General features: G+C 62.4%; 16 protein-coding genes. 3 read left to right on the top strand and 13 right to left on the bottom strand.

The window, feature by feature from the left end; genetic code table 11:
• Window positions 1-10: 10 nt before the first annotated feature.
• Window positions 11-862, top strand: coding sequence for a nitrate- and nitrite sensing domain-containing protein (locus tag KEM63_RS06270; protein WP_223655334.1), 852 nt, complete (start codon window positions 11-13; stop codon window positions 860-862).
• Here KEM63_RS06270 and KEM63_RS06275 read toward each other — a convergent pair.
• Window positions 849-2,177 carry a deoxyguanosinetriphosphate triphosphohydrolase gene (locus tag KEM63_RS06275; protein ID WP_223655335.1) on the bottom strand — a complete coding sequence of 443 codons (1,329 nt, stop codon included), beginning with the start codon at window positions 2,175-2,177 and terminating at the stop codon, window positions 849-851. The genes KEM63_RS06270 and KEM63_RS06275 overlap by 14 nt on opposite strands.
• A gap of 142 nt (window positions 2,178-2,319) precedes the next feature.
• Between KEM63_RS06275 and KEM63_RS06280 the strand changes: the two genes are divergently transcribed.
• Window positions 2,320-2,574, top strand: coding sequence for a glutaredoxin family protein (locus KEM63_RS06280; protein ID WP_223655336.1), 255 nt, complete (start codon window positions 2,320-2,322; stop codon window positions 2,572-2,574).
• Window position 2,575: 1 nt separating this feature from the next.
• Window positions 2,576-3,028, top strand: coding sequence for a YcgN family cysteine cluster protein (locus tag KEM63_RS06285; protein ID WP_223655337.1), 453 nt, complete (start codon window positions 2,576-2,578; stop codon window positions 3,026-3,028).
• 431 nt (window positions 3,029-3,459) lie between these two features.
• Here the strand turns inward: KEM63_RS06285 and KEM63_RS06290 are convergent, their stop codons facing one another.
• From KEM63_RS06290 to metG, 12 genes are all read right to left on the bottom strand, one after another.
• Entirely contained in the window at window positions 3,460-4,233 is a 774-nt protein-coding gene (locus tag KEM63_RS06290) for an MlaA family lipoprotein (RefSeq protein ID WP_223655338.1), read from the bottom strand.
• A complete protein-coding gene (locus KEM63_RS06295; protein ID WP_223655339.1) occupies window positions 4,223-5,524 on the bottom strand; it encodes a serine/threonine protein kinase in 1,302 nt (433 codons plus the stop codon). The genes KEM63_RS06290 and KEM63_RS06295 overlap by 11 nt, the downstream gene beginning before the upstream one ends.
• A gap of 82 nt (window positions 5,525-5,606) precedes the next feature.
• Window positions 5,607-5,822 (bottom strand): DUF2061 domain-containing protein, encoded by a 216-nt coding sequence (locus tag KEM63_RS06300; RefSeq protein WP_223655340.1) that lies wholly within the window; start codon window positions 5,820-5,822, stop codon window positions 5,607-5,609.
• A 157-nt stretch (window positions 5,823-5,979) separates the two neighbouring features.
• A complete protein-coding gene (locus KEM63_RS06305) occupies window positions 5,980-6,162 on the bottom strand; it encodes a PA3496 family putative envelope integrity protein (RefSeq protein WP_223655341.1) in 183 nt (60 codons plus the stop codon).
• Window positions 6,163-6,257: 95 nt separating this feature from the next.
• A complete protein-coding gene (gene nth / locus KEM63_RS06310; protein ID WP_223655342.1) occupies window positions 6,258-6,902 on the bottom strand; it encodes an endonuclease III in 645 nt (214 codons plus the stop codon).
• A gap of 1,170 nt (window positions 6,903-8,072) precedes the next feature.
• A complete protein-coding gene (locus tag KEM63_RS06315; protein WP_223655343.1) occupies window positions 8,073-8,786 on the bottom strand; it encodes an electron transport complex subunit E in 714 nt (237 codons plus the stop codon).
• The gene (gene rsxG, locus KEM63_RS06320) at window positions 8,773-9,429 is read right to left on the bottom strand and encodes an electron transport complex subunit RsxG (protein WP_223655344.1); all 657 of its coding nucleotides are present in this window, start codon (window positions 9,427-9,429) and stop codon (window positions 8,773-8,775) included. Before rsxG ends, KEM63_RS06315 begins: the two co-directional genes overlap by 14 nt.
• 1 nt (window position 9,430) lies before the next feature.
• Window positions 9,431-10,495 (bottom strand): electron transport complex subunit RsxD, encoded by a 1,065-nt coding sequence (gene rsxD / locus KEM63_RS06325; RefSeq protein ID WP_223655345.1) that lies wholly within the window; start codon window positions 10,493-10,495, stop codon window positions 9,431-9,433.
• Window positions 10,495-12,867: an electron transport complex subunit RsxC gene (gene rsxC, locus KEM63_RS06330; protein ID WP_223655346.1), complete on the bottom strand. Its 2,373-nt coding sequence runs from the start codon at window positions 12,865-12,867 to the stop codon at window positions 10,495-10,497. Before rsxC ends, rsxD begins: the two co-directional genes overlap by 1 nt.
• Window positions 12,867-13,448, bottom strand: coding sequence for an electron transport complex subunit RsxB (gene rsxB, locus KEM63_RS06335; RefSeq protein WP_223655347.1), 582 nt, complete (start codon window positions 13,446-13,448; stop codon window positions 12,867-12,869). The genes rsxC and rsxB overlap by 1 nt, the downstream gene beginning before the upstream one ends.
• Window positions 13,449-13,452: 4 nt before the next feature.
• Entirely contained in the window at window positions 13,453-14,037 is a 585-nt protein-coding gene (rsxA, locus tag KEM63_RS06340) for an electron transport complex subunit RsxA (protein ID WP_093391966.1), read from the bottom strand.
• 128 nt (window positions 14,038-14,165) lie between these two features.
• A complete protein-coding gene (gene metG / locus KEM63_RS06345; protein ID WP_223655348.1) occupies window positions 14,166-16,226 on the bottom strand; it encodes a methionine--tRNA ligase in 2,061 nt (686 codons plus the stop codon).
• Window positions 16,227-16,774 lie beyond the last annotated feature (548 nt).

Below are 16,774 nucleotides of genomic sequence, written 5' to 3' on the forward strand. Positions count from 1 at the left end.
AGGACAAGGCATGAATGTCGGGCTGTTTGCCATTGTCTCGCTGATTCTTCTAGGGTTGATCGTTCACGCACGTCGGCGCAAGCGCTCCGAGACCGTGCGCGAGCGCGCACGCGCCCTGGAACTGGTCAAGCTGTTGCGTCGCCTGCTGGAACATACGCAGCGGCATCGCGGGCTTTCCTATGGGGTCATGTCTGGGGAACGCATCCTTGCGGGCGAACAGTGGGCCGCCCAGCAGCAGGTAGAGGATATTCTGGGCGAAGCGCAGCCATACCAAGCCAGTATCGCCTGGTACGACAGCTGGAAAGAGGTCGTCGCGCGCTGGAATGACATCCAGCAGATTCATCAGGACAGCTCGGCCGCGGAACAGGTGTTGCTGCTGCACAACGACATGATCGGCCACCTGATCGAAACCATTCGCAGCATTGCCCAGCCCAATGGTCTGGTGCCCCATGGCGCGCTGTCGGCTGCGCCTGCCGGCATCTGGCTCGAGTTGCTGGAGCATTCGGAGTTGCTCGGCCAGGCGCGGGCCATCGGAACGGGGATCGCCGCGCGCCGGCAGAACACCGCATCGCAGCGCGAAGAGCTTGCCCGTTTGCGCGAGCGGCTGGGCAAGCATCCGTACGAATGCCTGGCGCATCTGCAGGCCGATCCGGAGCTCCGCCCGTTGGTCAGTCAGGCAGTGACCGATACCGAGCGCAGTCTGGATCTGCTGATGGATCTCATCGACAAGCTGCTGGCCGCTGCTGCGGGCAAGAGCGTGCACTCGGCAGTCTATTTCAGGGCCGCCACCCAGGCCATTTCCGGGCTGCTGGCCCTGGTGGACATGCTGTTGAACCGGCTGGAACCCCCTAACCCGGCGTAATGCCCCGGATCCGCGTGGCGATGTCCGCCGCATACAGGTCGGTCATGCCGGCAATGAAATCGATCACCCGCAGATAGCTCTGGTACAGATTCCAGTCGGCGCGTGGGGCATTGTTGCCCATCAGATCGAGAATGCGCTGATGCTTGAAGCTCAGGTTCTGCCCGGCGTGCAGCTCATTGACCGCGCCGCAGAACGCGTCCAGCAGCGTTTCCAGCGTGCTGTACGCACCGATCTCGTGCAGGGTCTTGCGCTTGTCCTGAAAGATGCGCTCGCGTGCCATGTTCTTCGCCGCCAGCACGCAATTCCGCGCGTTGTCGTGCATATGTTCGACCAGATCGCCCTTGAGCGTGCCGGCCAGCAGGGCAGGCTGCTGCTCGAGAAACGCCTGCGCCGCCGCGTTGACCAGATGCTCGATCGCCTTGCCACGCAGAATCGCCAGCTTGCGTCGCGTTGAATCCTTCGGGCCGAGCTGGCGGTAGGTCTCCGGCAGGTCGCCATCGACCAGGTCCAGCAACAGGCGCTCGACTTCGGCGTAGTCAAGCAGCTCCATCTCCATGCCGTCTTCCAGATCGATCAGCCCGTAGCAGATGTCATCGGCCGCCTCGACCAGATACACCAGCGGGTGCCGGCCCCAGCATTGCTCGTCCTGCATCGGCAGGCCGAGCTTGTCGGCGATCTGCTCGAGCAGCGGGTACTCGGCCTGGTAGCAGCCGAACTTGTGCTTCTTGTAGCCCAGGCTGTCAGCGTGGCGCGAAGTCCAGGGATACTTGAGGTAGGCACCCAAGGTGGCATAGGTCAGACGCATGCCGCCCTCGAACTGGTGGTACTCCAGCTCGGTCAGCACGCGGAAGCCCTGGGCGTTGCCCTCGAAGTTCAGAAAGTCGCTGCGCTGCGCATCGGTCAGCGGATCGAGCCAGCCCTGGCGAGCCGCCTGATGAAACCAGTGGCGGATGGCGTCTTCACCCGAATGGCCGTAGGGCGGATTGCCGATGTCATGGGCCAGGCAGGCCGCCTGAACGATCACGCCCAGATCGGCTGGCTGGCACCACTCAGGCAGCTCGCTGCGCAGCATTTCGCCGACGCGCATGCCCAGCGATCGGCCAACGCAGCCGACTTCCAGGCTGTGGGTGAGGCGGGTATGGATGTGATCGTTGCTGGAGACCGGATGCACCTGGGTCTTCTTGCCCAGCCGGCGGAAGGCGCCGGAGAAGATGACCCGGTCATGATCCTTGTGAAAGGGCGTGCGCCCCAGTTCGTCGCTGGTAGCGGCCAGTTTGCCCAGGCGCTCGCGGCACAGCAGTGTTTCCCAATCCATTCGGTCCTCCGTCAAGACCGTCGAGTATGTGTGAAGCCACCGGCGCTGCCAAGCGTCGCGCCGGCGCCGACAGCGGTTCTGTAGCGAATCGATCCGCGCTAGAATGCGCGCCTTCCCATCCCCGCGGACCGCCAAGACCACCATGCTGCAATTGACCCTGTTCGGTACCCAGGCCTGCCACCTCTGCGAGGAGACGCTGTACATGCTCCAGCCGCTGGCCGGCAACGATGTAGCCGTGCGCGAGGTGGACATCGTCAGCGATCAGACCCTGCTGGATCGTTATCAGTTGCGCATTCCGGTGCTGCGTCGTGAAGACACCGGCGAAGAACGTGACGGGCCGTTCACTCTGGCACAGCTGATGGACTGGCTGGGCGATGCATTGGGCGAGGAGGGCTGATATGGCGCAGCGCGTCACCGCATTCTGGAAGCGCAAGACCCTGGCGGAGATGGATCAGGGCGAGTGGGAGTCGCTGTGCGACGGCTGCGGACTGTGCTGTCTGCAGAAGCTGGAGGACGAGGACGATCCGCAGGCGATCTACTACACGCGGATTGCCTGCAAGCTGCTGGACCGCAAGAGCTGCCAGTGCAGCAACTACGCGAACAGGCGACAGCAAGTGCCTGATTGCATTCAGCTTACGCCTAAGGATGCTGAAGATTTTGCCTGGCTCCCGCCCACCTGCGGCTATCGCCTTGTGGCCGAGGGTGAGGACCTCCCGCCGTGGCACCACCTGGTCAGCGGCGACCGGCAGGATGTTCATCGCAGCGGGATTTCCCAGGCGGGGAAGATGTTGGCAGAGGATTCTGTCGACGAGGATGACTGGGAAGAGCACATCATCTTTCGGGTGGGGTAGGGGCGAGCGAGCTGCGAGCTTTGAGCGGCAAGCTTCAAGCTGTAAGCGTAGTGTTGGGACCTGATTTGCCAGGGAGGGGGAGGCTGGAGGCTAAAGGCTAAAGGCTAAAGGCTGGAAGCCAGTAACCGCGAAGGTGAACCGAGACTGGCGTAGGGGGAACAAAAGCGGGCCCGTCCTGGCAGCGGCGTGCCCGCCGCATTTAGGGTCAGGAGTCGAGCCCCATCGCGGCGAGGGCGCCGCTCCTACAGGTTCGGATGGGTCTTTGTGGGAGCGCAGCTGGGCGCGAAAGCCAGGCCCGATCGCGGCGCTGGGCCCAGGCTGAGCCGAAACCCTTCGCGGTCATCCTGGGCGGCCCCGCCCGCTCCTACAGGGTCGGAGCGGCGCCCCCGCCGCGATCGAATCCTGCGTCCGTTACCGCTCCAGATCGGCTGTCACTGACTGATCTGCAACTCCCGCAACTTGATGTACAGATAGCGGATCTGGTCGTACTCGAAGGGCGTATCGAGCGCGCCATAGCGGAACGGGGTGCGGTAGCGCAGATCGACGGCGTACACCGGATAGGTCCACGGGTTTTCTTCCATGAACTCGGCGGCATGCAGCGGATCAGCGCCGCTGTGAATACCCCAGTCGACCACACGCCCGGTGGTGTCACGCAGCGTCGAAGGCCCCACGAAAGGCAGCACCAGATAGGGTCCGGCCGGCGAACCATAGAACCCCATGGTCTGACCGAAGTCCTCCGGCTCCTGCGGCAGCCCCATCTTCTTGGCGACATCGAACAGCCCCAGTACACCCAGGGTGCTGTTGAACAGCAACCGCGCGGTGGTACGCATGCCTTTCTCGACCTTGCCCTGCGCCAGGCTGTTCGCCAGGTTGGGCACGTCGTTGATGTTGCGGAAGAAGTTGGATACACCGCTACGCACGAAACGCGGTGTGACCTTCACATAACCACGTACCACCGGAATGTACACGCGCTCGTCGAACTCGGCGTTGAAGCGGTAGACGTAGCGATTGAAGCCTTCAATCGGGTCGTGCACGTCCAGTGCCTTGAGGCTGGAGCGCTCGAACTGAAATTCCGTCTCGTCGTTGCGGTCGATCGGCAGGCTTTCCAGCGGGTCGCGATAGTCGGGAACGCTCCGCTCCTGGGCGGTCGCGGTAACGGTCACGCAAGCCAGAGCGAGGGCGGTCAGAATCTGTTTATTGCTCATCGGCTTCTCCTTGTACGAACGCCAGCATCCGCTCGACGACATCCTTGTGCTGCAAGTTGCCGCCATGCCCACCGCGTGGGTAGAGATAGGCTCGTTCGCCGAACAGGTCGGCCAGGTAGTAATAATCCTCGCGGCCCAGAATGAAGTCGTCCGCAGCGGTGACCACCGCGATGTCCTCGTTACCGCGCAGATACCCCTCGATGCTCTGCAGGCTGGTGCGATAGGCCATGTCGTCTACCGACAGTCCCGCGTTGCGCGACTGCCAGTCCGGCCACAGCTGCGTCTCCATGTAGCAGCCGAAGTCGCAGAACAGCGCGCGCCGCAGATAGGGCGTCAGCGACGTGCCCACGCCGAGCTCCTCCTTCGGTGGCGCGTATTGACCACCACCGGAAATCAGATCAGCCATGAAGTTGAGGTCGGCTGCGGCAAAGCGAAACACGGCGCCAATCAGCAGGGCCAGCTCTTCGTCGGTCAGTGCCTCGCCCGATTCCTGGATTTCGTAGAACAGCCCGGCTCCGGCGTCGATGCCGCCGCGCGCAGCGAAGTACCGCGACAGCTTGCCGAAGATATGTTCGTAGAAACTGTCGCCACCCTCAACGCCTTCGATCTTGGTATAGGCGAGGCGGTCCAGGCGCTTGACCGAGTTGAACAGGTCGACCGGCGGGTTCATCAGCACGATCTTGTCGAAGTTGAACTGGCCCAGGTGCGAGTCCAGCTCGCCGACGAAGGCCGCGTGCAGTGCGCCCAGGCTGAAGCCGGAGAGGTTGTAGCCGGTGATTTCGATATCGTGTTCTTCACGCGCCTTGTCCACCGCACGCGTCATCGCGGTATGCAGGTCACGGGCGTCGAGGTAGCCCAGACCCGGCAGCCCGCTGCTGGATGCGGCGGCGATGAAATCGTAGTTGCTCGGAGAGGAGAGCACGATCACATGCATGCCCGCATCATGGTAGAGCCGCTTGAAGTAATCCATGCGGTCGGTATCGAAGCCCGAGCCGGTACCGGCGATGAGGAACATCAGCGGGGCCGGACCGTCCTGCCAGGCGAGGCGGAAATGCAGGCGCTCGTATTCCGAAACGATCGGCGGCAGCTCGCGATCGGGAATCACCCTGACCGACAGTACCTCCTGCTGCACGTCGATTTCCGAGGAGACCGGAAACATCTGTTGCTGGGGTGTTCCGGAAATGGTGGCAATGAAGGAATTGGATTCGCGGAAGGAGAAATCGTCCGCTGACAACGCCTGCATCCACGTGGTGGCGAGCAGCAGGCTAAAACCGAGTACAACACGCTTCATGGGCTATCCCTGTTGTTTCAACGAACATACCTGTACCGGTTATCGCGGTTTACGGGTACCTGTAAGACAACCGGGCCGCCCATCATGCCTGAAAGATGGGCGGCAACAGATTCCTGCGCGCCATCCGTCGGTTCTCGATGCGCTTCCACGCTTTCTCGTGGAAGTAGAACGCCACGGTGTTGATTGCCGGCTCGATCAAGGCGACAGCCCCGCCGAGCAGCAAACTTCCGGTCATCGCGTATACGACACCGAAAGCGATGGAAAAGTGCATGACAGCGAAGGTTATGGTCTTGGTCACAGCGTTCACCCTGGAATCCGGCTAATGGGAATCATTCCCGATGAGTCGACTATAGGGTGGATCGCGCGAGCGAGGAAAGAGAAATGCACAATGACTGCGATTGGGTTGCTATATCGCACTCGGTAAAACAGAAAACCCCCGCGAGGCGGGGGCTTACTTACAGGTCGAAATCGTAGTCAGAAAGCTGCTTTTGCAGCCGACGCTCTTCGAGGTAGTTATCGATGAGGCGGCGCTTGGTGAGGCTGGCCTTGGTGTTGAGAGACGGGTCCGCTTCGGGCGCATCGTCCTCTTCAACAAAGTCATCGTCGTCCAGTTCGATCTCGGTTTTTGCTTTGGCCATGACTCAACTCCACAATGAAGACGCCATTTGCGCACCTTATAGCGGCAGTCGAGAATCAGCGGAAATAAAATTTTTCAATCAGACGATAGAAAATGTCACAGACCTTCATCACTGGTCTTGTAGCGGTATTCACACAGGTCTTCAATCCGGCAGCTGCCGCACTGAGGCTTGCGTGCCTTGCATACGTAACGGCCATGCAGAATCAGCCAGTGATGGGCGTCGACAAGGAACTCCTTCGGCACGAACTTGAGCAGCTTTCGCTCCACTTCGACCACGTTCTTGCCGGGGGCAATATTGGTGCGGTTGCTCACGCGGAAGATGTGCGTATCGACCGCCATCTCGGGGTGGCCGAAGGCGGTGTTGAGCACCACGTTGGCGGTCTTGCGGCCGACGCCGGGCAGAGCTTCGAGCGCCGCACGGTCTTCCGGCACCTGGCTGCCGTGCAGGTCGATGAGCATCTTGCAGGCCGCAATCACGTTGCGGGCCTTGCTGTTGTACAGGCCGATGGTCTTGATGTACTCGGAGAGGCCGTCCACCCCGAGGGCATAGATCGCCTCTGGCGTATTGGCGACCGGGAACAGCTTGCGCGTGGCCTTGTTGACGCCCACGTCGGTCGCCTGCGCCGAGAGGGTGACCGCCACCAGCAGCTCGAACGGGCTGTTGAATTCAAGTTCAGTGGTGGGGTTGGGGTTGTCTTCGCGCAGCCGGCGGAAGATCTCGTAGCGTTTGTCTTTGTTCATCGGTATTCAGATTGCGAGTGGTGGCGAGATCTTATCGCGGCGAGGACGCCGCTCCCACAGGGTCATTCATTACCCGGCGTGTTGATGTAGGGGCGCACCTGGGCGCGAGGAGGTTCGTGCATCCTTCTTCGCGGTCATGCCCGCTCCTACATCACCGAGACCGGGGTTTTGTAGGAGCGCACCTGGGCGCGAAAGCGGAGACCGAGCATCCTTCTTCGCGGCCAGGTCCGCTCCTACGAAAATCCGAACCCGGGGGTTCTGGTAGGAGCGCCGCCCCCGGCGCGATAGCGGACCCCGATAACCCATCGCGGCGAGGGCGCCGCTCCTACCGGTTCGATGCATCGGGCAAGGCTTCGTGCGTTCTTCTTCGCGGTCATGCCCGCTCCTACATCACCCGAAACCGGGGCTTTGTAGGAGCGCACCTGGGCGCGAAAGCGAAGTCCGAGCTTCCTTCTTCGTAGTCATGCCCACGCCCAATAAATCCGAACCCGGGGGTTCTGGTAGGAGCGCCGCCCCCGGCGCGATAGCGGCCCCCGGTAACCCCATCGCGGCGAGGGCGCCGCTCCTACCGGTTCGATGCATCGGGCAAGGCCTCGTGCGTTCTTCTTCCCGGTCATGCCCGCTCCTACATCACCCGAGACCGGGGGTTTGTAGGAGCGCACCTGGGCGCGAAAGCGAAGTCCGAGCATCCTTCTTCGTAGTCATGCCCACGCCCAATAAATCCGAACCCGGCGGTTTTGGTAGGAGCGCCGCCCCCGGCGCGATAGCGGACCCCGATAACCCCATCGCGGCGAGGGCGCCGCTCCTACCGGTTCGATGCATCGGGCAAGGCTTCGTGCGTTCTTCTTCGCGGTCATGCCCGCTCCTACATCACCCGAGACCGGGGGTTTATAGGAGCGCACCTGGGCGCGAAAGCGAAGTTCGAGCATCCTTCTTCGTAGTCATGCCCACGCCCAATAAATCCGAACCCGGGGGTTCTGGTAGGAGCGCCGCCCCCGGCGCGATAGCGGACCCCGATAACCCCATCGCGGCGAGGGCGCCGCTCCTACGTGTTCGATGCATCGGGCAAGGCTTCGTGCGTTCTTCTTCGCGGTCATGCCCGCTCCTACGGGCCGGGGCGGATCCTGTCCGGTGGGAGCGGCGTCCTCGCCGCGATGACAGCGCCCGATCTCAGCTGATCGTCCCGGTCACGCGCACCCGCTTGGACCCGCCCACCGGCTTGGCCGCAGCGGCGGCGGCCCGTTCCTTCACATGGGTATCGATCATGTTCTTTACCGCGATCAGCAACCCCATGAAAACGAACGCCCCCGGCGGCAGAATCACGAACAGCACTTCCTTGTAGTTCGGGAACACCACCACTTCCCAATTCGCCGCCATCGGCCCGAGCAGCAGTTCCATCCCGCCAAACAACCGCCCGAACCCGATCAGCTCGCGCAACATGCCCAGCACCAGCAACACCAGGGCGAACCCCAGTCCCATCATGAATCCATCGGTCAACGACGGCAGGATCGGGTTCTTCGAGGCATAGGCATCGGCCCGGCCGAGAATCGCGCAGTTGGTCACGATCAGCGGAATGAAGATACCCAGAATCTGATACAGCTCGAAGGTAAAGGCCTGCATCAGCAATTCGATACAAGTGGTCAGCGCCGCGATGATCATCACGAAGGCGGGCAGGCGCACGGCATCGGTCACCGCACTGCGAATCAGCGATACCGCCAGGTTCGAGCCGGTCAGCACCAGAATGGTCGCAATGCCCAGGCCCAGCGCATTGACCGCGGTGCTGCTCACGCCCAGCAGAGGACACAGGCCGAGCAGCTGCACCAGCCCGGGGTTGTTATGCCACAGGCCGTCGGCGGTTATGTCGGTGAACTTAGTACTGGCCACTGGTCGGCTCCTGTTCCAGCTGCAGCAGCTGGGCACGGTTTTCGTCGAAGTATTGCAGGGCACGATACACCGCCTGCACCACAGCGCGGGGGGTGATGGTCGCGCCGGTGAAGGAGTCGAACGTACCGCCATCCTTCTTCACTGCCCAGCCTTCCGGCTCGGGCATGCTCAGGCTCTTGCCATTGAAGGTCAGAATCCAGTCGTTCTTGGCGCGCTCGATCTTGTCGCCCAGGCCGGGTGTTTCGCGGTGGTTGAGCACCCGCACACCGGCAACCTCACCATTGGCACGAATCCCTACCAGCATATCGATACGCCCGCTGTACCCGTCCGGCGCAACCACCGGCAGGATTACCGCGACCACCTCGCCATTCTCCCGGCCACGATAGGCCTGGGAAGGACGGGGCAGGTGCAGATACTCCTGGTCTTCGACCACGAAGGTGTCGTCCAGCAGATCATTGTCATGTTCGGCATGCGGCAGAATTTCGGTCAACGCGCTCATCTGCGCCTTGCGCTGTTCTTCCGCGATGCGCCCGGCGGTGCCCTGCTGGGTGAAGGCGATCAATCCCACCGTGACCATGGCGAACACACCAAGTATCAGGCTGTTGCGCAGGACTGAACCGCCGGCTGTGATCGGGTTTTCCATATCAGTCCGCCTTGCCCATGCCACGCGGCGCCTTGCTGTGACCGTAGGTGCGCGGGGTGGTGTAATAGTCGATGGTCGGTGCGGCCAGGTTCATCAGCAGCACGCCGAAGGCGACCGCATCCGGATAGCCGCCCCAGGCGCGAATCACGTACACCAGGATGCCGACGCCGGCACCGAAGACGATACGCCCCAGCTTGCTGGTCGCCCCGGAGACAGGGTCGGTGACGATAAAGAACGCACCGAACATCGCCGCACCGCTGAACAGATGAAACAGCGGCGAACCGTTGGAATTCGACCCCGAGCCGCCCCAGAACAGCAGGCTCATGACGAACAGCGCGCCGAGCATGCCGGCTGGTGCATGCCAGCTGATGATGCGCTTGTAGACCAGCACCAATCCGCCGACCAGATACGCCAGGTTGACCCACTCCCAGCCGAAGCCACCAAACGCGCCGAATACCGGACGCGCCGCTTCCAGCTCGGCGATGGTCAGCGCTTTGTTGTTCTTGAGAATGTCCAGCGGCGTGGCCACGGCCCAGGCATCGATCGGCTGTCCGCTACCGAACACCCGCTGCAGTGCCTCGTTGATGGAGGGCAGGGTCGCGGACAGGTCCGCCAGCGCCTCGGCACCACGGGCGATCGGCCAGGTGGTCATCTCGACCGGGAAGGAGATCAGCACCACCGCATAGCCGATCATTGCCGGATTGAACGGGTTCTGCCCCAGCCCGCCATACAGCTGCTTGCCAAAGATGATCGCCACCGCAGTCGCCACCAGCACCAGCCACCACGGCACGTAGGGTGGCAGTGCCAGTGCCAGCAGCCAGGCGGTGACCAGCGCGCTGCCGTCACTCAGAAAGAAGCTCACCGGCCGCTTGCGCAGCTTGAGAATCAGCGCCTCGCTGAGGAGGGCGAACACGCTCGCCAACACGATGTTGATCAGCGTGCCGATGCCGAACAGCCAGGTCATCACCGCCACGCCCGGCAGCGTCGCGCCGAGAACCCAGAGCATGATGGTCTGCGTGCGGTTATTGCCTCGCGCGTGTGGCGAGGTGATGCGAACCAGCGCCATCAGCGCGTCTCCTTGGCAGACATGTACTCGGCGAAAGCCTTGGCGGCCTTGTCCAGTGCCTCGCGGGTGTTAAGCAGATGGGCTTCGGCAGCATCTATGTCGCCACCGTTGTCGCGCGCGTCCTGCACCTCGCGCTCGGCCTTCTTGAACGCGGCCTTGGCCGTGGCCATGTCGGTTTTCAGCTGGCGCAGGGTTTCGTCGACGGGCTTCTTGTCGACCAACTGGCGTTCAGGCGGCGGAACCGGGCTGCTAGCCTCGGCCTGCTCCAGCGCGCGCAGGGCATCGAGCTGGCGCTGACGCAGCGGCTCGATAGACTGCTGCAGCTCGGCATCATCCGGGTTGGCTTCCAGTGCCTTTTCGGCCTTCTTCAGTTCAGCCTTGGCCATGGCCAGCTCGACCTTGGCCTTCTTCAGGTTCTCATCGACAGGTTTCTTGGCGGGCTCGTCCTTGGGCAAACGCGCTTCGGCAACAGCGACTTGCTCACGCAGGGCATAGATTTCCTTTTCCTGCTCTTCGGTCGGCGTGTCGCCCGCGGCGCGTTCGGCCTTCTTCAGCGCAGCGCGGGCCATGGCCGCTTCGATCTTCAAGCGCTTGGCTTCGTCGTCTGCCGGGGCGGCGGCAGGCGGTGGTGTCGGCTTGACCGACGTGTCGCCGGCAGCGGCATCGAACGCCGCCTGTGCATCCTTCCAGGCCTGCTCCAGCACCGGAATCTGCGCCTGCAGGTCGACATTGTCCGGATTCGCGGCGATCTGTTTCTGCGCCTTTTTCAGCGCCATCTGCGCGGTGGCTGCAGCGATCTTTAGCTGCTTTTGCTCAGGTGACAGCCCGCTGGGCTTCTGCGCCTCTACGCGCTCGACATCCGGCGCGGAGGCGGGCGATGCTTCGGCGCTCTTGGCCGCTTCTGCTTCCTTGGCAGCTTTCAGGCGCGCAGCCTTCTCGGCGCGTTGCTGGCGCTCCAGCTCCTTCTGCTCGGCCTCGCGCTGCAAACGCGCCTGGCGCTGCTCGAAGCGCTGCTTGGAGTGGTCGGCCTTGTGCGCCTGCAGATCCAGCGCGCGGATTTCCGCCTTGGAGGCGCGGTAGTACTGCACCAGGGGAATGCTGCTCGGGCACACATAGGAACAGGCACCGCACTCAATGCAGTCGAACAAGTTCAGCCGATTGAGCTGCTCGTATTCCTTGCCCAGGGCAAACCAGTGCAGCTGCTGCGGCAGCAGATTGGCCGGGCACACTTCCGAGCAGAAGCCACAGCGAATGCACGGCTGCGCCACTGGCGGCGGGGGCAGCTCTTCCAGCGTGCCGGCAAGCAGGCAATTGGTGGTCTTGACGATAGGCGCGTCCATGCTTTGCAGCGTGAAGCCCATCATCGGGCCGCCCATGACGAGGCGATACAGCTTGTCCGCCTGCAACCCGGCGAAGGCCAACAGTTCATGAATCGGCGTGCCGATCAGCGCCTCGACGTTGGTCGGGCGTTGTAGCGCGGCGCCGGTCAGCGTGGTGATGCGCTTGACCAGCGGCTGGCCGAGCAGCACGGCGTCGTGTACCGCGATCATGGTGCCGATGTTCTGGCAGACCATGCCGATATCCGCCGGCAGCCCGCCGCTGGGCACTTCCTTGCCGGTAAGAATCTGGATCAGCTGCTTCTCGCCGCCGCTGGGGTATTTGGTCGGGAACGACACCACCTGCATCGCCTTGCCTGCGCAGGCGGCGCGCATCGCTTCGATGGCTTCGGGCTTGTTGTCCTCGATGCCGATCAGCACCGTGTCCGGCTGCAGAATGTGCGCAAGAATCTCGATACCGGCGACGATCTCGGGCGCCTTGTAGCGCATAGCCGTGTCGTCAGCAGTGATATACGGTTCGCACTCGGTGCCGTTGATGATCAGCGTATGAATCTTCTGCTCGGGCCGGGCGCGCAGCTTGGCCGCCGTCGGAAAGCCCGCACCACCCAGCCCGGCGATACCGGCCTCGCGGATGATCTCGGTCAGTGTGGCCGGCTCCAGCGCACGGTAATCGGCGACCGGGTCGAGCTCGGTCCACTGATCCTTGCCGTCCGGCTCGATCGTGATCGCCCATTCTTCCAGTCCCGATGCATGCGGGTAGGGCGCCGGGCCAATCGCCGTCACAATGCCGGAAGTCGGCGCATGCAGCGGACAGCTGACCATCCCGCTGGCTTCGGCGATCAATTGACCCTTGAGCACCGCATCGCCCACCTGCACCACCGGCTCGGCACGCGCGCCGATATGCTGCTGCAACGGCAGGATCAACCGGCTCGGCATGGGCGCGACTTCCAGTCCGCGCTGGGTCGACTCGGTCTTGTGTTCGTCCGGGTGGATGCCGCCTGGAATATCCCAGATACGGATGGGAGCGGCTTGCATCAGGCGGCACCTCGTTGGGCGTCGGTGGCGATCAGGGTTTCGCCGGGCAGCGGGTAGTCCCACTTCCAGGTGGCCGGTGTGGTCGGCAGCGGCACCATGTCGATGCAGTCGACCGGGCAGGGCTCCACGCACAGGTCGCAACCGGTGCACTCATCAACGATCACCGTATGCATCTGCTTGGCCGCACCGAGGATCGCATCCACCGGGCAGGCCTGGATGCACTTGGTGCAGCCGATGCATTCGGCCTCGCGAATGTAGGCCACGGTGCGCGGCTTCTCTTCGCCGTGCTCGGCATCCAGCGGCAGCGGCTCCACATCCAAAAGATCAGCCAGCGCCTGAATGGTCGACTCGCCACCGGGCGGGCATTTGTTGATCGGCTCGCCATTGGCGATGCCTTCGGCGTAGGGCTTGCAGCCGGGGTGGCCGCACTGGCCGCACTGGGTCTGCGGCAGCAGGTTGTTGATCTGGTCGACGATCGGGTCGCCCTCGACCTTGAAGCGAATGGCGGCATACCCGAGGATCGCGCCGAACACGACGGCCAGGGCCAGCACAACCAGAATGGCGGTCACGACAATACTCATGGCATTACAACCTGATCAGGCCGGTGAAGCCCATGAACGCCAGCGACATCAACCCGGCAGTGATCATGCCGATGGCGGCGCCACGGAACGGAACGGGAACGTCGGCAATAGCGATACGCTCGCGCAAGCCGGCGAACAGAATCAGGATCAGCGAGAAGCCCACCGCCGCGCCCAGGCCATAGATGGCCGACTTCATGAAGGTTTGCTCGGCGCGATTGGTATTAAGCAGCGCCACACCGAGTACAGCGCAGTTGGTGGTGATCAGCGGCAGGAAGATGCCCAGCACGCGGTAGAGCAGGGGGCTGGTCTTGTGCACCACCATCTCGGTGAACTGCACCACCACGGCGATCACCAGAATGAACGAGATGGTCCGCAGAAATTCCAGGCCGAACGGCACCAGCAGGTACTGGAAGGTCAGGTAACTGAGAATGGACGCCAGCGTGAGCACGAAGGTGGTCGCCATCGACATGCCGATCGCCGTCTCCAACTTGCCGGACACGCCCATGAACGGACATAGCCCGAGAAACTGCACCAGCACGAAGTTGTTGACCAGAATGGTACTGATCAGAATTAGGGCAAATTCCGTCATGTCACCCAACCCAGAATGGAAAAGAGGCCGGCACGAGGCCGCGCCGGAGTATACCGTCTGGAGCCCCTCACGCGAAGCACAAAGGCCGCGCGGTTACCCGAGCGGCCTTGTTTGCTTCACGCGCTTGATTACATGACACGCTGGCCGGGCTTGGCGCCGCTATCCGGGCTGAGCAGGTAGATGTCCGAGCCACCGGGGCCGGCCGCCAGTACCATGCCTTCGCTGATGCCGAACTTCATCTTGCGCGGCGCCAGGTTGGCCACATACAGCACCAGCCTGCCTTCCAGCTTGCTCGGGTCCGGGTAGGCGCTCTTGATTCCGGAGAACACGTTGCGCTTGGCATCGCCGATATCCAGCGTCAGGCGCAGCAGCTTGTCTGCACCCTCGACGAACTCGCACTTCTCGACCAGCGCGATACGCAGGTCGACGGCCGAAAACGCATCGAAGTTGATCTCAGGTGCCAGCGGCTCCTTGGTCAGCTCGCCGTTGCCGGTTGCTTGGGCAGTGCCGGAATCGGTCGACGATGCCGCCAGGTCTTCCTTCGATGCCGCGACCATCGCTTCGATCTTGGCCGGCTCGATGCGCGTCATCAGCGGCTGGAAGGCGTTGAGCTGGTGATTGGTCAACAGCGTGTTCAGATCAGTCCAGGCCAGCGGCTCGACATTCAGGAACTGCTCGGCCTGCGCCACCAGCGTCGGCAATACCGGCTTGAGCATGGTCACCAGCTGGCGGAACAGGTTGATACCCAGCGAGCAGATCGCCTGCACTTCGTCCTGCTTGCCCTCGACCTTGTTCAGCGCCCAGGGCGCCTTGTCGGCAATGTACGCATTGGCCTTGTCGGCCAGCGCCATGATCTCGCGCATGGCGCGGGAGAAGTCGCGCTTCTCGTACGCCTCGGCAATGCTCGGGGCTGCGGCGGCGAACGCCTCGGTCAGCTCCGGCGCCGGGTTGGCATCGACCATCACGCCGCCGTTGTCTTTATGAATGAAGCCCGCGCAGCGGCTGGCGATGTTCACCACCTTGCCGACCAGGTCCGAATTGACCTTCTGCACGAAGTCTTCCAGGTTCAGGTCCAGATCTTCCACACCACGGCCGAGCTTGGCCGCGTAGTAGTAGCGCAGGTATTCCGGGTTCAGGTGATCCAGATAGGTGCGTGCCTTGATAAAGGTGCCGCGCGACTTGGACATCTTCTGCCCGTTCACCGTCAGGTAGCCGTGCACATTGATTGCGGTCGGCTTGCGGAAGCCCGCGCCCTCGAGCATCGCCGGCCAGAACAGCGTATGGAAGTTGACGATGTCCTTGCCGATGAAGTGATACAGCTCGGCGGTCGAGTCCTTGCCCCAGAACGCATCGAAGTCCAGCTCAGGTGTGCGGTCGCACAGGTTCTTGAAGCTGGCCATGTAGCCGATCGGCGCATCCAGCCATACATAGAAGTACTTGCCCGCCTCGCCGGGAATCTCGAAGCCGAAGTAGGGCGCATCACGGCTGATGTCCCACTCCTGCAGGCCGCTGTCCAGCCACTCGGCAATCTTGTTGGCCACGGCATCCTGCAGCGTGCCGCTGCGCGTCCACTCCTGCAGCATCGCCTGAAAGTCAGGCAGCTTGAAGAAGAAGTGCTTGGAATCCTTCAGCACCGGCGTCGCGCCGGAAATGGCCGAGCGCGGGTCCTTCAGCTCGGTGGGCTCGTAGGTCGCCCCGCACTTCTCGCAGTTGTCGCCGTACTGATCTTCCGCCGCGCACTTGGGGCAGGTGCCCTTGATGAAGCGGTCCGCCAGGAACATGCCCTTCTCGGGGTCGAAGTACTGCGTCACCGAACGGGTCGCGATATGCCCGGCATCGTTCAGCCGCTTGTAGATCAGCTCCGACAGCACCCGGTTCTCGTCCGAATGGGTGGAGTGGAAGTTGTCGAACGCCACCAGAAAATCTGCAAAGTCCGCGCTGTGCTCGGCCTGCACATTGGCAATCAACTGCTCCGGCGTAATGCCTTCCTTCTCCGCACGCAGCATGATCGCCGAGCCATGCGCATCGTCCGCACACACATACACCGCCTGGTTACCGCGCAGCTTCTGAAACCGCACCCAGATATCCGTCTGAATGTACTCCAGCATATGCCCCAGATGGATCGAGCCATTGGCGTAGGGCAGGGCGCTGGTAACGAGGATCTGACGGGGCTTGGCGGTGCTGGGCATGGGCGTAATGGGGCCTTTGCGGTTGAACGGAGAAAGGGGGTGGATAATAGCAGATGGGGGGGGGGTGGGGCGAGGGGAGCTCCGGCGCCGCGATGCGCCTGGGAATGAGCAAAATCGCTTTGGAAATCGGATTCGCGTGCGATATTCTCCAAACAGGCAAAGGACGCCACGACTCACCCGCCCTTCGGCACGGACAGCCGTTCTCTTCCTTCGTCTTGACACTCTTTTTATGAGCGCTATGCCCGTTTGCGGAGGGCAGGGCGGTAGTGTTTCTGAATCCCTATCGATGCCTGAGCGAGACGCCTGTGGGTGAGCTGTATTTACATACAGTGGTACCGAAATCAGGAAATGTGGAAGTTACGCGATTACGTCGAGGGAGTTCCGTGCGGTCGTAAGTAGCTGGAAAGACGGTCTTTTTCGGATGGCGGCCGTGAGCTCAGTTCGGAGTTATTTCGAAGCCACGAATATGTAATATGATGGAATTCGGTCTAGTCACTGTTACATGCCAGCCCGACAGCGCTCCAACCAGATAGAAAAAGGGAGGCTTA

The sequence above is a fragment of the Halopseudomonas nanhaiensis genome, from assembly GCF_020025155.1.
Taxonomy (GTDB): Bacteria; Pseudomonadota; Gammaproteobacteria; order Pseudomonadales; family Pseudomonadaceae; genus Halopseudomonas; species Halopseudomonas nanhaiensis.

Coding starts and splice junctions, on each gene's coding strand:
- rsxA (WP_093391966.1), bottom strand. CDS start 14,037: ATGACGGAATTTGCCCTAATTCTGATCAGTACCATTCTGGTCAACAAC.
- rsxD (WP_223655345.1), bottom strand. CDS start 10,495: ATGGCGCTGGTTCGCATCACCTCGCCACACGCGCGAGGCAATAACCGC.
- KEM63_RS06270 (WP_223655334.1), top strand. CDS start 11: ATGAATGTCGGGCTGTTTGCCATTGTCTCGCTGATTCTTCTAGGGTTG.
- KEM63_RS06305 (WP_223655341.1), bottom strand. CDS start 6,162: ATGGCCAAAGCAAAAACCGAGATCGAACTGGACGACGATGACTTTGTT.
- KEM63_RS06285 (WP_223655337.1), top strand. CDS start 2,576: ATGGCGCAGCGCGTCACCGCATTCTGGAAGCGCAAGACCCTGGCGGAG.
- rsxB (WP_223655347.1), bottom strand. CDS start 13,448: ATGAGTATTGTCGTGACCGCCATTCTGGTTGTGCTGGCCCTGGCCGTC.
- rsxC (WP_223655346.1), bottom strand. CDS start 12,867: ATGCAAGCCGCTCCCATCCGTATCTGGGATATTCCAGGCGGCATCCAC.
- KEM63_RS06290 (WP_223655338.1), bottom strand. CDS start 4,233: ATGAGCAATAAACAGATTCTGACCGCCCTCGCTCTGGCTTGCGTGACC.
- metG (WP_223655348.1), bottom strand. CDS start 16,226: ATGCCCAGCACCGCCAAGCCCCGTCAGATCCTCGTTACCAGCGCCCTG.
- KEM63_RS06275 (WP_223655335.1), bottom strand. CDS start 2,177: ATGGATTGGGAAACACTGCTGTGCCGCGAGCGCCTGGGCAAACTGGCC.
- nth (WP_223655342.1), bottom strand. CDS start 6,902: ATGAACAAAGACAAACGCTACGAGATCTTCCGCCGGCTGCGCGAAGAC.
- rsxG (WP_223655344.1), bottom strand. CDS start 9,429: ATGGAAAACCCGATCACAGCCGGCGGTTCAGTCCTGCGCAACAGCCTG.
- KEM63_RS06295 (WP_223655339.1), bottom strand. CDS start 5,524: ATGAAGCGTGTTGTACTCGGTTTTAGCCTGCTGCTCGCCACCACGTGG.
- KEM63_RS06280 (WP_223655336.1), top strand. CDS start 2,320: ATGCTGCAATTGACCCTGTTCGGTACCCAGGCCTGCCACCTCTGCGAG.